The 20,063-nt window shown below is 36.7% G+C and carries 18 protein-coding genes; all 18 read right to left on the bottom strand.

The genetic code is table 11. The features are described from left to right. Window positions 1-17: 17 nt before the first annotated feature. Window positions 18-923 (bottom strand): glycosyltransferase family 10 domain-containing protein, encoded by a 906-nt coding sequence (locus E0D70_RS16170; protein WP_133013309.1) that lies wholly within the window; start codon window positions 921-923, stop codon window positions 18-20. Next, entirely contained in the window at window positions 920-1,864 is a 945-nt protein-coding gene (locus E0D70_RS16165; RefSeq protein WP_133013308.1) for a glycosyltransferase family A protein, read from the bottom strand. The genes E0D70_RS16170 and E0D70_RS16165 overlap by 4 nt, the downstream gene beginning before the upstream one ends. Window positions 1,865-1,939: 75 nt before the next feature. Further along, the gene (locus tag E0D70_RS16160) at window positions 1,940-2,824 is read right to left on the bottom strand and encodes an O-fucosyltransferase family protein (RefSeq protein WP_133013307.1); all 885 of its coding nucleotides are present in this window, start codon (window positions 2,822-2,824) and stop codon (window positions 1,940-1,942) included. Between the two features lie 29 nt (window positions 2,825-2,853). After that, a complete protein-coding gene (locus E0D70_RS16155) occupies window positions 2,854-4,656 on the bottom strand; it encodes an ABC transporter ATP-binding protein (RefSeq protein WP_133013306.1) in 1,803 nt (600 codons plus the stop codon). A 1,256-nt stretch (window positions 4,657-5,912) separates the two neighbouring features. Then, window positions 5,913-6,842, bottom strand: a complete 930-nt coding sequence (locus tag E0D70_RS16150; RefSeq protein WP_133013305.1) for an FkbM family methyltransferase — start codon at window positions 6,840-6,842, stop codon at window positions 5,913-5,915. Next, window positions 6,839-7,870 carry an NAD-dependent epimerase/dehydratase family protein gene (locus E0D70_RS16145; protein WP_207923289.1) on the bottom strand — a complete coding sequence of 344 codons (1,032 nt, stop codon included), beginning with the start codon at window positions 7,868-7,870 and terminating at the stop codon, window positions 6,839-6,841. Before E0D70_RS16145 ends, E0D70_RS16150 begins: the two co-directional genes overlap by 4 nt. A gap of 177 nt (window positions 7,871-8,047) precedes the next feature. Further along, window positions 8,048-8,962, bottom strand: a complete 915-nt coding sequence (locus tag E0D70_RS16140; RefSeq protein WP_165942920.1) for a transketolase family protein — start codon at window positions 8,960-8,962, stop codon at window positions 8,048-8,050. Next, window positions 8,952-9,767 (bottom strand): transketolase, encoded by an 816-nt coding sequence (locus E0D70_RS16135; RefSeq protein WP_133013302.1) that lies wholly within the window; start codon window positions 9,765-9,767, stop codon window positions 8,952-8,954. Before E0D70_RS16135 ends, E0D70_RS16140 begins: the two co-directional genes overlap by 11 nt. A gap of 9 nt (window positions 9,768-9,776) precedes the next feature. Then, window positions 9,777-11,099, bottom strand: coding sequence for a lipopolysaccharide biosynthesis protein RfbH (gene rfbH / locus E0D70_RS16130; protein ID WP_133013301.1), 1,323 nt, complete (start codon window positions 11,097-11,099; stop codon window positions 9,777-9,779). Window positions 11,100-11,179: 80 nt separating this feature from the next. Then, on the bottom strand, window positions 11,180-12,280 hold the full coding sequence (gene rfbG / locus E0D70_RS16125) for a CDP-glucose 4,6-dehydratase (protein ID WP_133013300.1): 1,101 nt from the start codon (window positions 12,278-12,280) through the stop codon (window positions 11,180-11,182). A gap of 4 nt (window positions 12,281-12,284) precedes the next feature. Next, the gene (gene rfbF / locus E0D70_RS16120) at window positions 12,285-13,058 is read right to left on the bottom strand and encodes a glucose-1-phosphate cytidylyltransferase (RefSeq protein ID WP_133013299.1); all 774 of its coding nucleotides are present in this window, start codon (window positions 13,056-13,058) and stop codon (window positions 12,285-12,287) included. 14 nt (window positions 13,059-13,072) lie between these two features. After that, complete coding sequence (locus E0D70_RS16115; RefSeq protein ID WP_133013298.1) at window positions 13,073-14,050, bottom strand: 2Fe-2S iron-sulfur cluster-binding protein; 978 nt, start codon at window positions 14,048-14,050, stop codon at window positions 13,073-13,075. Between the two features lie 18 nt (window positions 14,051-14,068). Continuing rightward, window positions 14,069-15,040 carry a GDP-L-fucose synthase gene (fcl, locus tag E0D70_RS16110; protein WP_133013297.1) on the bottom strand — a complete coding sequence of 324 codons (972 nt, stop codon included), beginning with the start codon at window positions 15,038-15,040 and terminating at the stop codon, window positions 14,069-14,071. A gap of 2 nt (window positions 15,041-15,042) precedes the next feature. After that, window positions 15,043-16,167, bottom strand: coding sequence for a GDP-mannose 4,6-dehydratase (gene gmd, locus E0D70_RS16105; RefSeq protein WP_133013296.1), 1,125 nt, complete (start codon window positions 16,165-16,167; stop codon window positions 15,043-15,045). A gap of 51 nt (window positions 16,168-16,218) precedes the next feature. Then, window positions 16,219-17,709, bottom strand: coding sequence for a phosphomannomutase (locus E0D70_RS16100; RefSeq protein ID WP_133013295.1), 1,491 nt, complete (start codon window positions 17,707-17,709; stop codon window positions 16,219-16,221). Continuing rightward, complete coding sequence (locus tag E0D70_RS16095) at window positions 17,709-19,112, bottom strand: mannose-1-phosphate guanylyltransferase/mannose-6-phosphate isomerase (protein WP_133013294.1); 1,404 nt, start codon at window positions 19,110-19,112, stop codon at window positions 17,709-17,711. The genes E0D70_RS16100 and E0D70_RS16095 overlap by 1 nt, the downstream gene beginning before the upstream one ends. 60 nt (window positions 19,113-19,172) lie before the next feature. After that, window positions 19,173-19,511 carry a MarR family EPS-associated transcriptional regulator gene (locus tag E0D70_RS16090; protein ID WP_133013293.1) on the bottom strand — a complete coding sequence of 113 codons (339 nt, stop codon included), beginning with the start codon at window positions 19,509-19,511 and terminating at the stop codon, window positions 19,173-19,175. A 226-nt stretch (window positions 19,512-19,737) separates the two neighbouring features. Next, on the bottom strand, window positions 19,738-20,063 hold a 326-nt coding region (locus E0D70_RS16085), incomplete at its 5' end, for an IS66 family transposase (RefSeq protein WP_133013292.1).

The raw sequence follows: 20,063 nt of genomic DNA, 5'->3' as shown, positions 1-20,063 counted from the left end.
CCTAATAAAAAATTAATTTATGAAAAAATCGCACGATCCATAGCGATAAAAAATGTTTCCATCCAAGAATCACTTTCTTCAAAAGACTTTTTGACATTACTAACAATATAATTATAATTTTCAAAAAGCTGTAACTTTGACTTTATAAAAGAGTGATAACTCAAATCATCTAAGACAACAAATGTACCTGGAAATCTTCTTTCTGCACCATCGAAGTCACCAAAATAAATTGACGGTAATCCTGATAAAATAGCATCACCTAGTTTTTCGGTAACATAACCATCATACTTCGAGTTCTCAATTACTAATGCAAAACTATGCTTTTTCATGGACTCAATCTTATTAGAAGTCTTTCCATTTATATTTTTTCCTTTTTTCCAACCATGACCAAATATGTTAATTTCATCATTTTCCGCTAAACTCTTTAACATTTTGTCTCGACGAAGAGGAACGTATCCTCTAGGGTCATTTTTAAAACTGCTCACAGTAACACCCCGAGCATTTTTCTCTGGGAATTCGAAAGAAAGCTTATTAATATTTCCAGTAACAGGAATATCATAATGAAATATTTTTTCAGACACAAAACTTCTATTATAACTTAAAACAGAATCCCATACATCATCAGTTAAAACCTCAAAATTATTAACAAAAGGACAATATATAGGAGATTCAACAGAAACTAGTATCTTTTTAATATGCTTCCCTAAAGACTTAGCCGTACAGTAAAGTGATTCATTTAAATCTAGGAAAATCGCAACATCGAATAATTCATGCGTCCCAACAATCATATGCCCCTTTGACAACAAACATTGACAATAAACATTGTAAGGATAGTACAAATGGTTACCATAATCTGTACCTCCGCTGTTATCTCTTAACTTTGTCACAGCAACACCATAAAAAGAAAAAAAAGCGATTCTCATTTAAAAACAACCTTTAAAATTTTTCTGAATATTTTTCCAGTCAAAACCTTAATAATTTTAATATTTAAAATAAAGAGCTGGAAAAAACCCATTTTTTCACCAAAAAAAACCAATCTTTTAAAGTAAAAAAACAAACCATAAGCACTTCCTCTTGTCAGGGAGGAGAAAAGCACTATTGAAAGCTTATCAATCAGTTTACTTCTAAGAATCAAATCGTTAGTTTCAATTATATGATAAGCATAGTATGATATTTCTCCTGCTATTCTAACATTCTCCCCTGCAGTTTTTCCAGCCTGATTATCATGCCTTCGAATTTTAACAGTAGCCTCATTTAATTGATAAATCTTTGATATTTTATTATTTGTCAACAAAACATAATCGAATCTTATCCCAGAACCAAACCTATAAAAATAATCGGAATTTTCCAATATACTTCTTACAGGTAAACACATACCAGATATATTTAAATTGAAATTTTTTGCAAGGTCATATTCTATAAATTCAACTTTGTCAAAACTTCCACCATATATTTCTCTTACAAAAGCAATATCTTTAGATTCTTTAAAAAAAACAAATGTACCAAGATAGGCTATATCTGTTCTGTTTCCATTTTTAATAATATTCTGCCTCATCCCCTCAACACCAGGCAAAAGTAAATCATCATGAGCTAAGATAAAAATATAATCAGTTTTAACAGTCTTTATAACTTTCATAAAATGCTCAATAGGACCAAGCAGCTCATCTTGAACTTCAATATCGATATTGCTTATTTTGAGACCTTCAGCAACTTCCAAATCTTCTAAGAAAGAATCGCCTTTATTTATACTCACAATAACATTATCAAAAAAACAAGAATATTTTTCAATACTAACCGCACATTCCCGCCAATATTCACCACCATTATAAACGGGAACCAGTAGAGATATCGTTACATCATTCATTTATACGAAACACCTTTATTAAAAAACTCATTTGATATGATATTGTATATATCGAATTAAATATTAAACAACATACTAAAAAGGTGACCACGGTTCATCTAACGATATACAATCTTCTAATTGTTTTAACAATGCAACATACCTAGTCAAGTTTGAACTAAAAGTACAAATGAGTTTATAGCTATAAACCATACAATAGACTTCTGTAAGCAATTGAAGCGTATCCTCTTCTTTTTCATTGATATTTCTAGCATTAAAATCAGATTGCTGAAAACCTTCAACATAACCAGAGCCATTTAAACAAGTATAATGAGATGGTAATATAGCTCTCAATTTTTCGAATTTTCTCACATCATCAGTAAACACAATAACTGGGATTATATTTTTAATAGATAAGATTGCATCTACATATTTTTCTATTGCAATTTCGAGCATCTCCCCTGTTGAAATTTTATCTCCAGCTCGTATATGAACAGCAATAAATTTATCTTTTTTTACATCAACAGGTTTAAAGCAAGACAAACCATCTGTAATTTTTTTCAAATATTCTTTCTTGTAAACAAGATTTTTTAAAACGTAACTTCTCTTTAACTCGTAAAGCGCCGAAAAAACATCTTCCTCTCTTACATCTAAAAAAGAACTCCAAAATCCCGCTTCTCGAATTTCAAAAAAAATATCTTCTGTAAAAAAACATGGAATGCCAAAAAAACCATATAAAAACTTATCGACATAAGCTTTTTTATTCCAAAGGCTTTTCCTAGCACCAACCAAAAAAGATTCTTTCAAATTATTTCTATATATATCAAAAAACCTTCCTTCCCCTTTATAATATGGCGAATATAGCTGATTAACATAAAGATCAATTGATTTAAAATCACAATAAATGGCTATTAATATAAAATTATTAATTTCGCTAAAATAACCTCTTTGAGTAAAACTAAAAAAAAACTTACTATCCATATATAACCCTAGTAAAATAATATTTAAATTCAAGAATACTGAACCATTTCATTAAATTCAGAGCTCCTTTCCAACAACTCAGAGAACGTACCATTATCAACAACACAACCTTTTTTTATCAAAAAAACCTGATGGCATTTTTTAACTGTTTTTAAACGATGTGCGATCATAATAATCGTTTTATTTCCAGTAAAGTCAGTGATAGAGTCCATGATTATTTTTTCAGTTATACCATCGAGAGCACTTGTAGCTTCATCAAAAACTAATACTTCTGCATCATGATAGAGTGCCCTTGCAATTCCTATACGCTGGCGCTGCCCACCCGATAATTGCACGCCACGTTCACCAACTTTGGTATAAATACCATTTTCTAGCCCCTGTACTAACTCGTCTAAATGTGCCAGAGATATAGCATTATGAACTTTTTCATAGTCGATTTCTTGTTGCGGTAAACCAAAGGCAACATTCTCTGCAATAGTACCACCAGATAAAAAGATACTTTGTGCAACATAGCCTATTTTATTTTGCCAAGCACGCTGATTATCTCTAGTTATTTCAATATCATCGACATATACTCCACCCTCTTGAGGAAATATAAGCCCCATAATAATATCTACTATTGTACTCTTTCCTGACCCTGAAGCCCCCACAAGTCCAATCATTTGATTTTTTTCGATCTTTAAATTTAATTTTTCTAGAACTGGTTCATTTTTATTTGGATATCTAAATCGAATATCTTTCAACTCAATTAAGTGTTCAAAAGAAAGTTTTTCTTCTGGCAAAAATCCATTAGGTTTTACAAGAAGTGCTTCACGAGCAGATTTAACATCATCTCTAATAGAAAAAAACGCTGACAAATTACCTTTAATCATAGTTACACTACTGTAAACTTGTTGAAATGCTGGAAGTAACTTAAAGCCAGCTAATGCATATACTGATAACAGTGGAAGAACCTGACTTAAATCACCTTGCCCACGAATAAGTAATATCAATACCAATACAATAAGACCACCAAAAGCGATAACCTCAATCAGGTAGCGGGGCACTTGACTCAGTGCCATATTTTGCCCTTGCCCTTTTGCTAAATCTTGTGATGTAATTTTGAAGCGATGTTTAAAGTCGAACTGACGCCCTAAAAGTATTACGTCCTTTATACCACCAAATGCCTCACTCATGAGCTGAAACCTTTCCTCTGAAGATCGACTTATTGCATTTCCATTTTTCTCAAGACGATTTTTCACAGTTTTATATATAACAACATAAGCGACTAAAAAAATCATAATACCTACAAATGCAATTAATGGATCAAGCAAAAAAATAGATAAAGATAAAGATAATGCAAGAACTATCCGAGCATTTAGAAGCATAAAAGGTTGTAAAACTCCACCAGTAAAACGATTTGCCTCCACTGCAATTTGTTTTGTCAATTCCGCAGTAGAACTTGAAGTATGAAACAACCATGATTGATGAAGGTAGTAGTCATAGAGCACTTGACCGATCTCAGCCCCAACTCTAGATGCGAATAGAGAGCATCTCCAAGTTGTAATAATTGAAACTATCGATGAAAGCAAGAGAGAGAAAAATACTAACGCTCCAAGATATACTGTGAACTGGTTTTTTGTTTCAGACCCTATATATGTATATACTTGATTTATTATAACGTTTGTATCTATAATCTCTGGTTTAGAAACAACAGCCATAAACGGCAAAATTGAAGCAACGCCAACTAACTCAAAAAAGGCCATTAGTATAACCAGCACTTGAAGATTTATAAACTGCCTCTTTTGTTTTACACTAAGTAAATAAAATAAACTCTTAATAAAAAAATACATATAAACTACACTTCCACTAAAAATAAAACTAATAATCCCTTGAAAAGACACTTAAATTTGATTTTTCTTAAAAAATTCGAGTCATAAAAACAAAAATACTCTCATAATAGAACATTTTATTCATGCTAGGCTTTTATTTAGAAAGCCAAGTAAACCTAATGTTTTATAAGATTATTTATAGAATTTTTTATTATACTTTCCAAAAATTCCATTTAATTAACACTCAAGTTATGAGCACTTGGTAAATCAATTGAAATTTTCTCCACTAAAGTTGCTGTCGGCAATTTTTACTCGTCCTTCAAACATAGGCAATGAATTTAATGGTAGAAGCTCTGGAAAACTTAAATAAGTACGAATACTTTTTTATAACTTCTGAATATATACCTCCACATAAAAAGAAAAAATTGTCTCTTCTGCGTCAGAATCAATAATTTCTATTTTTATTAACTTTGAGTTTTTTCATAGAAACACTCATAACCAATATCAGATAATAAACTAATGATATCATTAGGATAGCAATCAAACTTTGCAGACTATTTCCTTAGCATTTCAGTGAAAATGATTGGTTTATATTTTTCAATAACTTTCAATCCTCCTTTGAAGGAAAATAGTTCAATCTCTTTAAAATCATACTTTATAAAATCTATTTTTGTCAATTTACTTTCTTCAAAAAAACATCTAACCTTTTAACATTACAATCAACCTCTTCTGACTCTATTAGAGTCATCCATCAATGCAGCACTAGCATTAAATGATCCATCTTTATAAAAGTAAATTATTTGCTTTCACCAGAAAGACCAAAATCATACAGATTTATATTATTATCACCATTAACAATCTTATTAGCCATAAAGTATTCATATGTATTTTTATAGACTAAAATATCTGCACATCTAATCCAGACTATATTTTATTTAATGAAATTAAGTAAAAACCAATGTCCCGGGACTAAAAAAATCCGTCAAAGTTGATTTGTAGTTGTTTGACGAAAATCAAGACTTAAGTTTTTTATCAGAACTTATTTTTCTTTATCCTTAAATTTATTTATTTCTGACTATTAAACACATCAAAAAAAAAAAAAAAAAATAGATTTGATTGTTAACTCGATAATCACTCTATTATTAATATTTAACTAATTTTTCAGTGATAAATACGCGCAAAAAAACACGCCTTGTTCTTTTAGACCAAATGATTCTCTAAGCATAACTATTCTTAAGAAAATATCACCAAAAAAAACAATTAAATACTTCACGTATTTAATTATTACTAAGTTTCATGATCTCTTTTGAATGTTTTTCAGTATGTAAAAAGAAAAAATTAGTTTCAATCGTATCATCTGTCATTTCTTTCAACTCATTCAATAAGCCATTTGATACGAAAAAACAACGATATCCCATCTCTGAAAATAAATTAATGATTTCATTGGGATGATAATTAAATTTAGCGGCCCACTTACGAAGCATCTCAGTAAACACTATAGGCTTCTGTTTACTAATAGTTTCAACTGCCCCTTTAAATGTTAATAATTCAGCACCTTCCACATCACATTTAATAAAATCTAATTTATCCAAATTATTATCTTTAAAGAAATCATCTAATTTTTCAACCTGACATCGAACCTCTATATTTTCTCTATCTTCATTCATAATTGCACTTGAAGCATTACCAGAACCTTCCTTATGGTAGTAGAAAGTAAGTTCTTGTTTTTTATCAGACAACCCAATATTATAAATATTAATCTCAGATCTATTTAATTTTGCATTCACAACTAAACTTTCATAACTTTTTGGAATTGGTTCAAATGTATAGATATCCAAGTTTTTTTTAGCCTTTGACAACGCGATTGAATACCACCCCATATTTCCACCAATATCAAATACAGTGTCATTGTCATTTATTAATTGAAATATCATATCGGAATCTTCTTTTTCATATTGCCCGAAATTTAATATTTCAATAGGTGCGATTCTTTCATCAAACCGATTGCAAATCATCTTGATACCTAACTCTCTAGTTGTCATCACAACACTATTGTCAGAAATTTCTATTAGTTGAATGTCTTTATTTTTAATAAATTCGCTATATTCAAACAATAAATTATGATTCTCGGTGTACATCTTAGATATATATTGAGATTTGCTTATCTCATCGTTTAAGAAGCTACTTTCTAAGCTTTTTATATTCATTTATAACTCCTAATTGTTTTTCTAAATCCATTTTCAATTGTTATTACAGGCTTCCAATTTAAAGATTTTAACTTAGATATATCTGCAATATAACCTTTAATTGGACTTTTTAAGTAATGTTTATCATGATCTGCAAAAGTTGCATTCAATTTTTTTTCTGGAAAAAGAGTCACCAGAATCGAAGCTAATTTTTTTATAGAGATTGACTCCTCTGGATTAGACATGTTGTATGCATGATTATTTTGACCATCCAAAAGGATTTTAAAAAATGCTATTGTTGCATCGGAAATATAACAAAATGATCGAACAGCACTTCCATCGCTTTTTAGCTCAATATTTTCATTGTTAACTATGTTTTTTACAAAATCTGCGAAGACCCTGCCATCATCAAGTTTCATTCCTGGTCCATAAGTATGAAAGGGACGAACAATTTTTACAGGTATATGATATTGATGCCCGTAGCTGATACATAGAGTTTCTCCCATTCGCTTACTTTCTCCATAACATGCTCTTACAGATGTCGGATCCAAGTAGCCATATTTATCTTCATTAATTACCTCTCCATCGGGCAACTCACCATAGACTTCACTACTACTAAAGTAGAGGTATCCTTCTATGTTATTTTTTATCGCTAATTCAAGAGTGTTTTTTGTACCTAAAACATTTGGTAAAATAACACCGACAGGATCTATACTATAATATTTTGGAGAGGCGGGGCTCGCAGCATGAATTATGTAGTCAATTTTTTTATTAATATCAATTTTATCAGCTACATCCTGAATAATTATTTCTAAATTCGGATCCTCAAGGTATTCGCTAAACCTATCAATAGTATGTTTATTATTTCGAGCCAATACAATTACGTGACACGGAGAATATTGTAAAATGCATTTATTCAAAAGCAATAATGTCTCTACGATATAGGCAGGTAAAAAACCATTTCCTCCCGTAATAAGAATTGTTTTATTTTTAAATCTTAACCACTCTATTGAACTCGATTCTATTTGTTGATAATCGTCATCTAGCACTATTATCTCCTAAATTTAAGTAAAGGCTGAATAATATAAAACTTGAGAGCCCCTCTTTCCTACCAAATAAATCGATAAAAACTTTTATGTGGTTTTTTATAAAAGGCTAAATTTATATAATTAACAATAATTTCAAAACAATCTAATAAATTTTATAAGAAATTTAATATTGATTACTTATAATTTAATATTTCTCAAAAAAGATACAATTGAATTTTTATCAATACCTATATTATCTCTTAAATAAGCCTGATCTCCGACTAAAGTTATAAGCTCATCATTAATACCAAGCCTTTTAAAAAAGACATCAACATTATTCTCTGCAATTATCTCAGCGATCAAAGAACCCAATCCACCATTAACTTGATGTTCTTCAATTGAAACAACATATTTATACTTTTTTATCTCTTGTAAAATAATGTGGTGATTTATTGGCTTAATAGTATGGAAGTCAAATACGGATACATTTAATTCATCTCCAACTGTTACAGCTGCATCCAATACTTCATTAACTACACCTCCAGTTGCAATAAGTAGTATATCTTTCCCTTCTTTAAGCATTTTTGGGATACCAATTTCGTAGCTTAAAGAATTATCACTATGCTCATTAGTATTTGCTTTTTCAAGCCGTAAATAACTAGGCCCTTTAATATCAATAAGCTGTAAAACAGCATCATAAGTATCTTTAGAGCAAGAAGGTGCACATATAGTCATATTAGGAAGAGCTCTCATGATAGCAATATCTTCTGTTGCATGATGAGACATTCCTAATGCACCATAAGTAAACCCCCCTCCTTGTGAAACTAAATTAACATTTAAATCGTGATAGCATGCATCATTCCGGATTTGTTCAAGACATCTCATAGTTACAAAGTTGCCTATAGAATATACAAAAACTATTTTACCCGCTTTTGCTAAACCAGAAGCAATACCTATCATTGATTGCTCTGCTATCCCTGCATTAAAATATTGTCCTGGAAATTTCTTTTCAAATTGTTCAAATGAGCCAAAACCTAAATCACCAGTCACTAATACAATATCTTTGTTACTTGATGCCAAATACGTCAGTGCTTCAATAAACTTAGCTCGCATAGAAGTCTCCATCTATTTCGTTTAATGCTGCTCGTAACTGCTCATCGTCAGGAAATTTATAGTGCCAAACTACTTTATTTTCCATATAAGATACGCCTTTGCCTTTTATAGTGTTGGCAATAATTACTTTTACACGTCCATCATTATCTTTATTATTTAATGCTTTTAAAATCTCAACGTGATCATGTCCGTCTACTTCAAGACAATAGCATCCAAATGCGTTTAACTTACTATCAAGGGGCTCTAATGCTACCGTATTTTCCGTATCGGTAAAACTTTGCAAACGATTTCTATCAATAATAACTGTTAAATTATCAAGTTTATGATGAGCAGCAAACATTAGAGCCTCCCAATTTGAACCTTCCATCATTTCTCCATCGCCCACTATTACACATGCTCGGGAATTTCTATTATCTATTTTAGATGCTAAAGCTAACCCTGTGGCGACTGGTAGCCCATGGCCTAAAGATCCTGTTGAAAACTCAACACCCGGGATGCCTTTATGAGATACATGCCCACTGAAAGGCGTTCCATTTTGGTAATGCTTATCTAATTCATGAACGGGGAAAAAGCCCTTGACAGCCAGAGTAGCATACAAGGATGCACCTCCATGACCTTTGCTTAAAATAAAGTAATCTCTATCATCAGAAGCTATATTAAGTGGAGATATATTCAAAAAATCATTGTATAACACCGCTAAAATATCAACCATGGATAAAGCAGAACCAATGTGAGAACTCTTTCCTTTATTGACCATAACGAGAGCATGTTTACGAACTCGATACGCTAGTTCTGTTGAATTCATCACTTATTCCTAAAAATTCACACCAAAAAACTCTTCGATCTGTTCAGCAACAAACTCAAAGTGATCTTCATTTAAAGCAGGAAAGATACCAAGCCAAAAAGTTTGATTCATTGTTCGATCAGTATTAGCTAGCTCACCTACAACACGATGCTCTACTCCCTGAAAATACGGCTGGCGAGTCAAATTACCAGCAAACAACAAACGACTACCAATTTTACTTTGATCTAGGAACTTCAATAGATCCAAACGAGACACACCAGACTCTTCTTTCAGGGTCACAGGAAAACCAAACCACGATGGTGTGCTATTTGGAGTAGGCTCCGCAATTTCTAAAAAGTCACTCAATGTTGATAATAAACGAGTTCTTAAATAGTCGTAGTTTGTATTACGCTTATCAATAAATTCTTGCGCACGATCAAGCTGAGCTAAACCACAAGCAGCTTGCATATCGCTGATTTTAAGATTGTATCCTAGATGAGCATAAACATATTTATGGTCATACCCTTGAGGTAGGGAACCAAATTGCTGACCGAAGCGATTACCACAAGTATCATCACAGCCTGGTGCACAGTAACAATCACGCCCCCAATCTCGAAAAGATTCCGCAATCATTTTTAATTGTGGGTTATTGGTAAATACCGCTCCACCTTCGCCCATAGTAATATGATGAGCGGGATAAAAACTAAGCGTTCCTATATCACCAAAAGTACCTACCATTTTACCGTCATATTTGGCACCTAATGCATCACAGCAATCTTCTACCAACCAAAGACCGTGTTCATCACATATTTCTTTTACTTTTCCGACATTAAAAGGGTTACCTAAAGTATGGGCCAGCATAATTGCTTTAGTTTTTGGAGTAATTGCCGCTTCAATTAACTTTACGTCAATATTATGAGTAGCCATATCCACATCAACAAATACAGGAACAGCACCAAATTGAACGATAGGGTTTACTGTGGTAGGAAAACCTGCGGCAACACCAATGACTTCGTCACCTTTTTTAATTGCTCTATTTCCAAGTTTAGGGGAGGTTAAAGCACTAAATGCGACCAAGTTTGCTGATGAACCAGAGTTTACAGAAAGAGCAAAATCCACACCTATAAATTCAGCCAGTTTTTTTTCAAACTGCTCATTAAAGCGCCCTGTCGTTAACCACCCATCAAGAGAAGCATCCACCATATTTTCTAGTTCGGCAGAACCGATCACTTTACCTGATGGAGGAATAACACTTTCACCAGGGATAAACGCTTTAGGTGTATAAACCTCAGCTGCATACTCTTTAACTAGGCTATTAATTTGAGCTCGCAACTCATCTGCTTTAACTGACATATTCAATCCTGATTTAACTTTATATGATGTGCTTTAATAAGAAGGAGTACACACCTCTCATGCACGGTAAGTTTTACTGACTAATGAGAAGATGTCATATCTTTCATATAGTCATTGATTTCTTGCACACATGCTACGCGCATATTGCCTTTATTCAAAAATGCTTTATGCCATGTAATAATTCGGCTAAGAGTATGCTCTAAACGCCATGTCGGTGCCCAATACAGTCTTGACTTAGCCTTTGAAATATCTAGTTTCAAAAACTTGGCTTCATGAGGCTGTGGATTCTCATCTAATTCCCAGCAGGCATTTTCACCCCATTGCTCTACCATGGCATTTAATATCCACTCGACTGATCTTGCGTCATCGTCTTTAGGACCAAAATTCCAACCTTCTGCAACATCAAAACCTTGCTCATTACCATGGCTTTCGTATAGGTGCTGAGCCAAAACTAAATAGCCACTAAGCGGCTCCAAAACATGTTGCCAGGGACGTGTCGCCAGTGGATTACGAACAATTACAGCGTTTTCATTTTCAAATGCTTTTAATATATCGGGAATTAGACGATCTAATGCCCAGTCTCCACCACCAATGACATTACCCGCTCGAGCGGAAGCTAACTTTGCACTACTCGCTGTAGAAAAAAAAGATTGACGGTAAGCACTGGTAATTAGCTCTACACAACCTTTACTATTGCTGTAAGGGTCAAAACCGCCCATAGGCTCATCTTCCCTATAACCCCATTCCCATTCTTTATTTTCGTAACACTTATCTGTCGTCACGTTAACAATGGCCTTAAGATTGGGGCAATGGCGAGCAGCTTCTAATACATGAACGGTACCCATCACATTCGTTTCATAAGTTTCAACAGGCTCTACATAAGAGAGACGAACCAAGGGTTGTGCTGCCATATGAATGAGAATTTCTGGATCAAAAGCACACATGCTATTCTTGATCTGTTCTCGGTTACGGATATCACCAAGGTCGCTTTCCATACCGGTCGCAACATTAGCGACATGAAAAAGTGCTGGAGATGTTGGAGGCTCTAAAGAAAAACCCTTTACCTGGGCGCCCATGCTTTGTAGCCACAGACTAAGCCAACTTCCTTTAAAACCAGTATGCCCAGTTAAAAAAACACGTTTACCAGACCAAAATTCGGGATCTACAAAAGCTTTCGTCATATTGCTAATCCCATTTTTTCCAAGGTGCTTTTCCAGATTCCCATAAAGCTTCTAAATGAAGTTTATCTCTAAGAGTATCCATAGGCTGCCAAAAGCCTTTATGTTCATAAGCCATTAGCTCTCCTTTTTCTGCGAGTGTCACCAATGGTTCTTGTTCCCACGTTGTATTATCACCCTTGATTAATTCCAAGACCTTAGGTGATAGTACAAAGAAGCCGCCATTGATCATGCCGCCATCACCTTGTGGCTTTTCTTTAAAGCTGCGCACGACACCGTCTTTCAGATCTAATGCACCAAAGCGACCTGGAGGGTAAGTCGCTGTTAGTGTAGCTTGTTTCCCATGTGCCTTATGAAATCGAATAGAGTCAGCGATATCTACATCAGACACACCATCGCCATAGGTAAAGCAAAACGCCTCTTCCCCTTTAAGATAATCCGCCACTCGATTAAGGCGGCCTCCGGTCATAGAGCTCTCCCCAGTGTCAACTAATGTTACTGTCCAGGGCTCTGCACGCTTTTGATGTACTGTCATCTCATTGTCTTTCATATTGAAAGTTACATCCGACATATGTAGAAAGTAGTTCGCAAAATACTCTTTAATGACATAGCCTTTATAACCACAGCAAATAATAAAATCTGTAATACCATGATGAGAATACATTTTCATAATATGCCAAAGTATCGGTTTCCCACCCACTTCCACCATAGGCTTTGGCTTTGCAACTGTTTCTTCACTTAAACGAGTGCCTAACCCGCCAGCTAAAATGACTGCTTTCATTTCAAACATCCTATTTAAAAGCTTTGCACAAAGGCGTCAGAATAAAATCTATTTTCATCTAACCCACAGGCTAAAAATTGCTCTTTCGCCGATTTAATCATGGCATTTGAGCCACAAGCGTACACTACTGTATCGTCAAGGTTATGCTGTCTTGCTAAAGCAATATCTTGTACATACCCAGTATCACCAGACCAATCATTTGTTGGCTGGGACAGTACATTATAAAAATCAACGGTCAACTTGTTAAAGCTAGCTTGCCAAACAAAATCCTCTGGCGAACGGTTCCCCCAGTACACCATAATTGGGTGTAACTGTTGGAAATCTGAATCATGTTCAAGGCTATTTAATATCGATTTAATAGGAGCAATACCTGTTCCTGTCGCAAGGAAAATCAATGGGCTTTGAGCATCTCTTAAAAAGAAAGTACCCTTTGGCCCTTCAATTCGTAGCAGATCATTTTTCTTGACTTTATTAAACCAATAATCAGTCATTTGACCGTTTTCGAAACACTTAATGAGCAGAGTTATTTCTTTATCAGCACTTATACTAGCAATAGAGTAGCTACGACGAATCGTATTCCAAATCACATCTAAGTACTGCCCTTCAACAAACTGGAAAATAGCTGTAGGAGGCAATCGCAATCTAATTTCAACAATTTTCTCACTCAGATAAGAAATATGGCTCACACGTGCAGGTAAAGTTTTTACTGTAATACCATGTAAGGCACTTAGATCTGTAGAGTCTATTTTGATAGATGTTTTCGCAGCGCAGCAACAGGTCAAAATTTTATTGTCACTTTTCTCTTGATCACTGAGTGCCAATTGAGCTCGTAATTCGATCACTTCACCATTCAGAAGCGTTGTTTTACACACACCACACTGGCCATTTTTACAACTATATTCAAACACTAAGCCTGATTTAAGCGCAGAGTCTAATATAGATAAATCATCTTGCGCTTCAAATTGTGTGCCTTCTGTCGTGTCAATCAACATATTTTTATTTACCAAACATTAGTATCTAAAGCCCATTTGGTTTTCTAAAAACCATTGATAGTTTTTAGTTAAACCCTGTTTTAGCTCAACATTTGAACACCAACCCAACCTTTCCAAGCGAGACACATTCATAAGCTTCCTAGGTGCGCCATCAGGCTTAGATGCATCAAACTTAATTTCACCATCAAAACCAACTACCTTAGCAACCGTTTCTACCAACTCACGGATAGTACAATCAACACCACTTCCTACATTAATATGACTTAACATAGGCTCAGTGTTTTCGTCGTAAATCTGCTTATCTAGATTCATCACATGGATAGAGGCTTCGGCCATGTCATCCACGTATAAAAACTCACGCATGGGCTTGCCACTGCCCCATGCAACAACCTTTTTATCTCCGTTAACTTTCGCTTCATGAAAGCGACGAATAAGAGCGGGGATAACATGGCTGTTTTCTGGATGGAAATTATCACCAGGGCCATAAAGATTCGTTGGCATTACACTACGATAGTCTCGGCCATATTGTCGGTTGTAACTTTCACAAAGTTTTATGCCAGCTATTTTCGCAATGGCATAAGGCTCATTAGTTTCTTCAAGAGTCCCTGTTAATAAAGCAGACTCTGACATAGGCTGTTCTGCTAATTTAGGATAAATGCATGATGACCCTAAAAAGAGTAATTGTTGAATATTAGCCACATGAGCGCTATGGATAATATTGCACTCAATCATCAGGTTTTCATAAATGAAGTCAGCAGGATAGGTGTTGTTCGCATGAATACCACCTACTTTAGCTGCAGCTAAATAAACTTGATCAATACTCTCGTTGTTAAAGAAATCTGCTACAGCTTGCTGGTTTAGTAGATCTAGTTCTGTACGAGAACGAACGACTATTTCAACATCTGGATTTTTTTCCAGTTGACGCACAATGGCAGATCCGACCATACCCTTATGGCCAGCGACAAAGACTCTCTTTTTAATTTCGTTCATGACTAAGCATTCTCGATAGATACAGCAACATTAAAACCATGTTTCTTCAAAAGTGCATGCTGCTTGGCATTCTGCAAGTCAGTCGCGACCATTTCCGCACACATTTCTTCTACTGTAATTTGTGGTGTCCAACCAAGCTTATCTTTGGCTTTTGATGGGTCTCCTAAAAGTGTTTCCACTTCCGCAGGGCGGAAATAACGAGGGTCTACTTTTACGATAACATCACCCACGTTCAGTGCAGGCGCATTGTCACCTGTGATAGCGGTTACTGTAGCGATTTCATCAAGACCTTTGCCTGTAAACGCTAGCTCAATACCCGCTTCTTTCGCAGATAACTTAACAAAATCGCGTACAGAAATTTGTTTACCTGTTGCGATAACGAAATCATCCGCTTTATCTTGCTGCAGCATCATCCATTGCATGCGAACGTAGTCTTTTGCATGTCCCCAGTCACGGAGTGCATCCATGTTACCTAGGTACAAACAGCTTCCTAACCCTTGTGAGATATTGGCAATCGCTCGTGTAATTTTACGAGTTACGAAGGTTTCGCCACGGCGTGGAGATTCATGGTTAAAAAGAATGCCGTTACAGGCATACATACCATAGGACTCACGGTAGTTAACGACTATCCAGTAGGCATACATTTTCGCAACAGCGTATGGCGAGCGAGGGTGAAACGGCGTTGTTTCTTTCTGTGGGATCTCTTGTACTTCACCATAAAGCTCTGAAGTTGAAGCTTGGTAAAATTTTGTTTTCTTTTCTAGCCCTAAAAAGCGAATCGCTTCAAGTAAACGTAGTGTACCCATTGCATCCACATCGGCCGTATATTCAGGGCACTCAAAAGAAACAGCTACATGTGACTGAGCGCCTAGGTTATAGACCTCATCAGGCTGAATATCTTTGATGATGCGAGTTAAGTTAGATGAATCAGTAAGGTCACCATAATGTAAAAAGAACTTTTGGTTTTGCTCGTGGTTATCCTGATAGATATGATCAACACGCTCAGTGTTTAAGGAAGAAGAGCGACGTTTGATACCATGAACTTCATATCCTTTACCTAATAAAAGTTCAGCAAGGTAAGAACCATCTTGTCCTGTAATACCTGTAATGAGTGCTTTCTTACTCATGTTTACTCCGTGTTTTAAAATTTTATATGTATTTTTTAAATTGTCAGTGTATTAACGAACACTAACGAGTATTTTATCTACAATCTGGTTCGCACCTTTTTGACTCTGACTCTCAACATAACACCTCAATTCCGGCGCATTGCCAGATGGCCTAAGGTGAACTATGTCGCCGTTATTCAGTGTCATTCTCAATCCGTCGGTTTCATCAATAGAAACGACTTCTAATGTTTCATCTTGTTTCGCAATTGCTTGAAGTAGTTCAGTTTGCTTTTCTTTACTGGCTTTCAGGTCGGCAATCAGTTGCTTGCTGACATCCGTAGGGATGTCTTTAATGCGGTCGCTGGCGGTAAAGCGGGGAGCAAACTCTGACGTTAGCTGACTAATAGCTCTTTGCTGTTGATGAGACATAGCAAGTATAATCAAGATAGGTAAAACAGAATCTCGTGTTGGTAAAGCATGTAAGGTTTGGTTGTTTACCTGCATATCAGAACCCACTAAGAAACCGCCGTTGGCTTCATAACCGACAATACTAAACGCCTCTAAAACAGAGCCTTGAGCGTCTTGTTCTAGTTGCTCCATTCCTGCGATAACATACGGGGAGCCGATTTTGGTTCTCAGCGTCACTCGTTTAGGGTTTTGCAATTCGCCCCTTAATTCAAGAACGGTATTAACGTTTACCGGTGCGGCAATATGGGTTGCGGCTAGATAATCGGCACAGAGCACACCAAGAATATCGCCCCGTAGCCAATGACCATTTTCGTCGCTGATGAGTGGACGATCGCCATCACCATCGGTAGAGACAATGGCGTCTAAATTATATTGCTTTGACCAATCTAGTCCTTTTTGCTTGTCTTCTTCAGAAACAGCTTCGGTATCAATCGGTACAAAGGTTTCGGTCCGCTCAAGCGAGATGACTTCTGCACCAAATTGCACTAATAATGCTTTGATCACATCGCGGGCGACACTAGAGTGTTCATACACTCCAATGCGCTTGCCTTGCAACATATCTGCTGGAAACAAACTGGTATATCGCGTTTTGAATAACTCAATGGCATCGTTACTTACGGCGGGCAATATGGCTTGCTCAACTTGCATTGCCAAATCCGCAGGAATAGACACATCGCCATTCATGATACTGGCTTCGTCGGCTTTGCTGATCTCGCCGTCAGGTCGGTAAAACTTAATGCCATTACGATCAAAAGGAATGTGACTGCCGGTGATCATCACCGCCGCCATATTATTTTGCATGGCATAAAACGCTAAAGCTGGCGTCGGTAACGCGCCACAATAGATGGCTTGGGTGCCGCTGGCTTCAATCGCCGCTAAACAAGCCTTGGCTATTTCAGGGCTACTAGGGCGTAAATCGATACCCACTGCAACCTGTTCAGTTTGCGGACAAACATTCTCAAGAAATGAGCACACAAACGCGAAGCAAAGATCAGGCGTTAAGTCTTTTACTAGCCCTCGCACGCCACTGGTCCCAAAACTCACACCAAGTTCATCGCTCAGTGTTTTAACGTGTATTTTGTTAGTGTCTGACATTATTTTGAGCGCCCGTATCTGTCACTAAAACGCACTATGTCGTCTTCACCTAAGTAACTGCCAGATTGCACTTCGACTAGTTCAAGAGGAATCTTCCCAGGGTTTTCTAACGCATGAACCACACCCACAGGGATGTAAGTGGATTCGTTTTCTGTCAGTAGAATTTCTTTGTCGCCGTTTTGTACTTTTGCTGTGCCAGATACCACGACCCAATGTTCAGCTCGGTGGTGATGCATTTGCACACTAAGCTTTTCACCCGGTTTCACCATAATGCGTTTTACTTGATGGCGTTCGCCAAGGTCTACAGTTTGATAAGAACCCCAAGGGCGATACACAGTGGTATGGAACATGTGTTCTTCTCGACCTTCCGCTTTGAGGCGTTTAACGATCTTCTTCACGTCTTGGGCGTTGTCTTTATCCATCACTAGTATGGCGTCGGCAGTTTCTACAATGACGAGATTGTTTACCCCAACGGCGGCGACTAAACGAGACTCTGAACGAACTAGGCAATTGTTTGAGCCTTCTGACATGACATCGCCAAGTAGGACATTTTGGTCGGCGTCTTTGTCCGCATAATCGTACAAAGCATCCCATGCACCAATGTCACTCCAATCGCCTGCGTAAGGGACGACTTTTGCGTTTTTAGTGGGTTCCATTACGGCATAGTCGATGGATTCTTCTGGGCAAGTGGCAAAAGCGGCTGCGTCTATACGAACAAAGTCCATGTCTTGACTGCGAGCTTGGTAAGCGATGGAAACAGCTTCTGCTATGTCGGCTCTATGGAGCGCCAACTCTGATAAATAGGTCTTGGCTTTAAACAAGAACATGCCACTGTTCCAAAGGTAATCGCCTGAGTCTAAATAAGACTGTGCGGTGGCTTCGTCTGGTTTTTCGACAAACTCCGCGACGGCAAAATCGTCGCCAGCACGAATATAGCCATAGCCGGTTTCTGGGCGAGTCGGCTGCACGCCAAAGGTCACTAATGCCCCTTGGTTGGCAAGCTCGGCCGCTTGCTGAATGGCTTTTTCAAATGCGCTGATGTCTCGGATCACGTGATCAGCGGGCAACACGAGCAACAAGGCATCGTCTAGATTTTTATGTTGAGCTTCTAACGCAGCAAGTGCAATGGCCGGCGCTGTATTGCGACCCTGTGGCTCAAGTACAATACTGGCCTGAGTGACGCCAATTTCTTGTAATTGCTGGGCGATTAAAAAGCGATGATCTTCGTTACAGACAACAATCGGTGCGCTGACATCAAGCGCTTGAGTTCTTTTCGCCGTTTGTTGTAATAAGCTGTATTGTTCATCGGTAAGAGGCAGGCATTGCTTAGGAAAATGCTCACGGGATAAAGGCCACAAACGACTGCCTACACCACCAGATAAAATAACGGGAATAATTTTCAAAATAGGTCCTTTATAAACAAACTATTACTCAGTAGGAATGCCACTATGCATAACCAATTACTAACCCGTCAGTTGAGAAACATGTGTTATCTCTTTGCGCAACTCTTCAATTTCACTGGTTAGCTCATCGTGCTCTTGCAGCTTCCTATGGAGAAAATGATGCGTGAGCGACACTCGCTCTTCTATGCCTTTGGGTGTTAATAAGTACAAGTATTTGGCTTTGTCTGAGCTTCTTTTAAAATTACCTGCTTTGACCAGCCCTTTTTCAATCAAGGCTTTAATGCAAAAATTTGTTTTGCCCAAGCTAATGCCTAAGCGCTTTGCCAGCTCACGCTGACTCAAGTCAGGATTGCTTTGCAGCTCCTTTAAAATTTTGTAGCGGTATTCGTCAGACAGCATAGAAAGTAACTTTATAGTCGATCATTAGGATAAAGGGAAAGTCGTAGCAAAAAGGAAGCCAAAAGCGCCTTATATTTATTTAAAACAGAATCTGTTCATCAAGTGAACGATGATAAAACATACGAATTAATGTTGCAAACAATGAGATAAAAATTATACGTCAGGCTATCACCACCTAGATGCGCTTAACATTCCATGGCAGCAGGTGATCAAGACTTTCGTGAGCCTACCGCTTTGGAAGCTCCTCGAAGAGTGTCACTAGATTGTCATAGGGGATGAGACCGTTGGCTTTAGCAGTTTCGATAACACTGTATAGTGTGGCACAGGATCTGACGCTATTTCCTGTGTTGGCAAACAACCAGTTTTTACGACCAATCACGAAGGGCTTGATCGCACGTTCTGCTCGGTTATTGTCGATATTAATATCACCATCTTGGAGATAAGTGGTGAGTTTGTCCCATTGATTCAGGTTGTATTGGATCGCTTTTCCAAGCAAAGAGGTCGGCAGGACCTGTTGTGCAGATTTGTCTAACCATATTTTATAATCCGCCA

It is taken from the genome of Marinomonas flavescens (genome assembly GCF_004352835.1).
GTDB lineage: Bacteria > Pseudomonadota > Gammaproteobacteria > Pseudomonadales > Marinomonadaceae > Marinomonas > Marinomonas flavescens.
Note: the sequence above shows the minus strand (reverse complement) of the source record. Positions and strands in the feature narration are given on the sequence as shown.

Bases quoted from the DNA above. Each gene is read 5' to 3' on its own strand.
- E0D70_RS16100 (WP_133013295.1), bottom strand. From the start codon at position 17,709: ATGTCAGACACTAACAAAATACACGTTAAAACACTGAGCGATGAACTT.
- E0D70_RS16140 (WP_165942920.1), bottom strand. From the start codon at position 8,962: ATGCGAGCTAAGTTTATTGAAGCACTGACGTATTTGGCATCAAGTAAC.
- E0D70_RS16150 (WP_133013305.1), bottom strand. From the start codon at position 6,842: ATGAATATAAAAAGCTTAGAAAGTAGCTTCTTAAACGATGAGATAAGC.
- E0D70_RS16160 (WP_133013307.1), bottom strand. From the start codon at position 2,824: ATGGATAGTAAGTTTTTTTTTAGTTTTACTCAAAGAGGTTATTTTAGC.
- E0D70_RS16090 (WP_133013293.1), bottom strand. From the start codon at position 19,511: ATGCTGTCTGACGAATACCGCTACAAAATTTTAAAGGAGCTGCAAAGC.
- rfbH (WP_133013301.1), bottom strand. From the start codon at position 11,099: ATGTCAGTTAAAGCAGATGAGTTGCGAGCTCAAATTAATAGCCTAGTT.
- E0D70_RS16155 (WP_133013306.1), bottom strand. From the start codon at position 4,656: ATGTATTTTTTTATTAAGAGTTTATTTTATTTACTTAGTGTAAAACAA.
- E0D70_RS16135 (WP_133013302.1), bottom strand. From the start codon at position 9,767: ATGAATTCAACAGAACTAGCGTATCGAGTTCGTAAACATGCTCTCGTT.
- fcl (WP_133013297.1), bottom strand. From the start codon at position 15,040: ATGAACGAAATTAAAAAGAGAGTCTTTGTCGCTGGCCATAAGGGTATG.
- rfbF (WP_133013299.1), bottom strand. From the start codon at position 13,058: ATGAAAGCAGTCATTTTAGCTGGCGGGTTAGGCACTCGTTTAAGTGAA.
- E0D70_RS16170 (WP_133013309.1), bottom strand. From the start codon at position 923: ATGAGAATCGCTTTTTTTTCTTTTTATGGTGTTGCTGTGACAAAGTTA.
- E0D70_RS16115 (WP_133013298.1), bottom strand. From the start codon at position 14,050: ATGTTGATTGACACGACAGAAGGCACACAATTTGAAGCGCAAGATGAT.
- gmd (WP_133013296.1), bottom strand. From the start codon at position 16,167: ATGAGTAAGAAAGCACTCATTACAGGTATTACAGGACAAGATGGTTCT.
- rfbG (WP_133013300.1), bottom strand. From the start codon at position 12,280: ATGACGAAAGCTTTTGTAGATCCCGAATTTTGGTCTGGTAAACGTGTT.
- E0D70_RS16165 (WP_133013308.1), bottom strand. From the start codon at position 1,864: ATGAATGATGTAACGATATCTCTACTGGTTCCCGTTTATAATGGTGGT.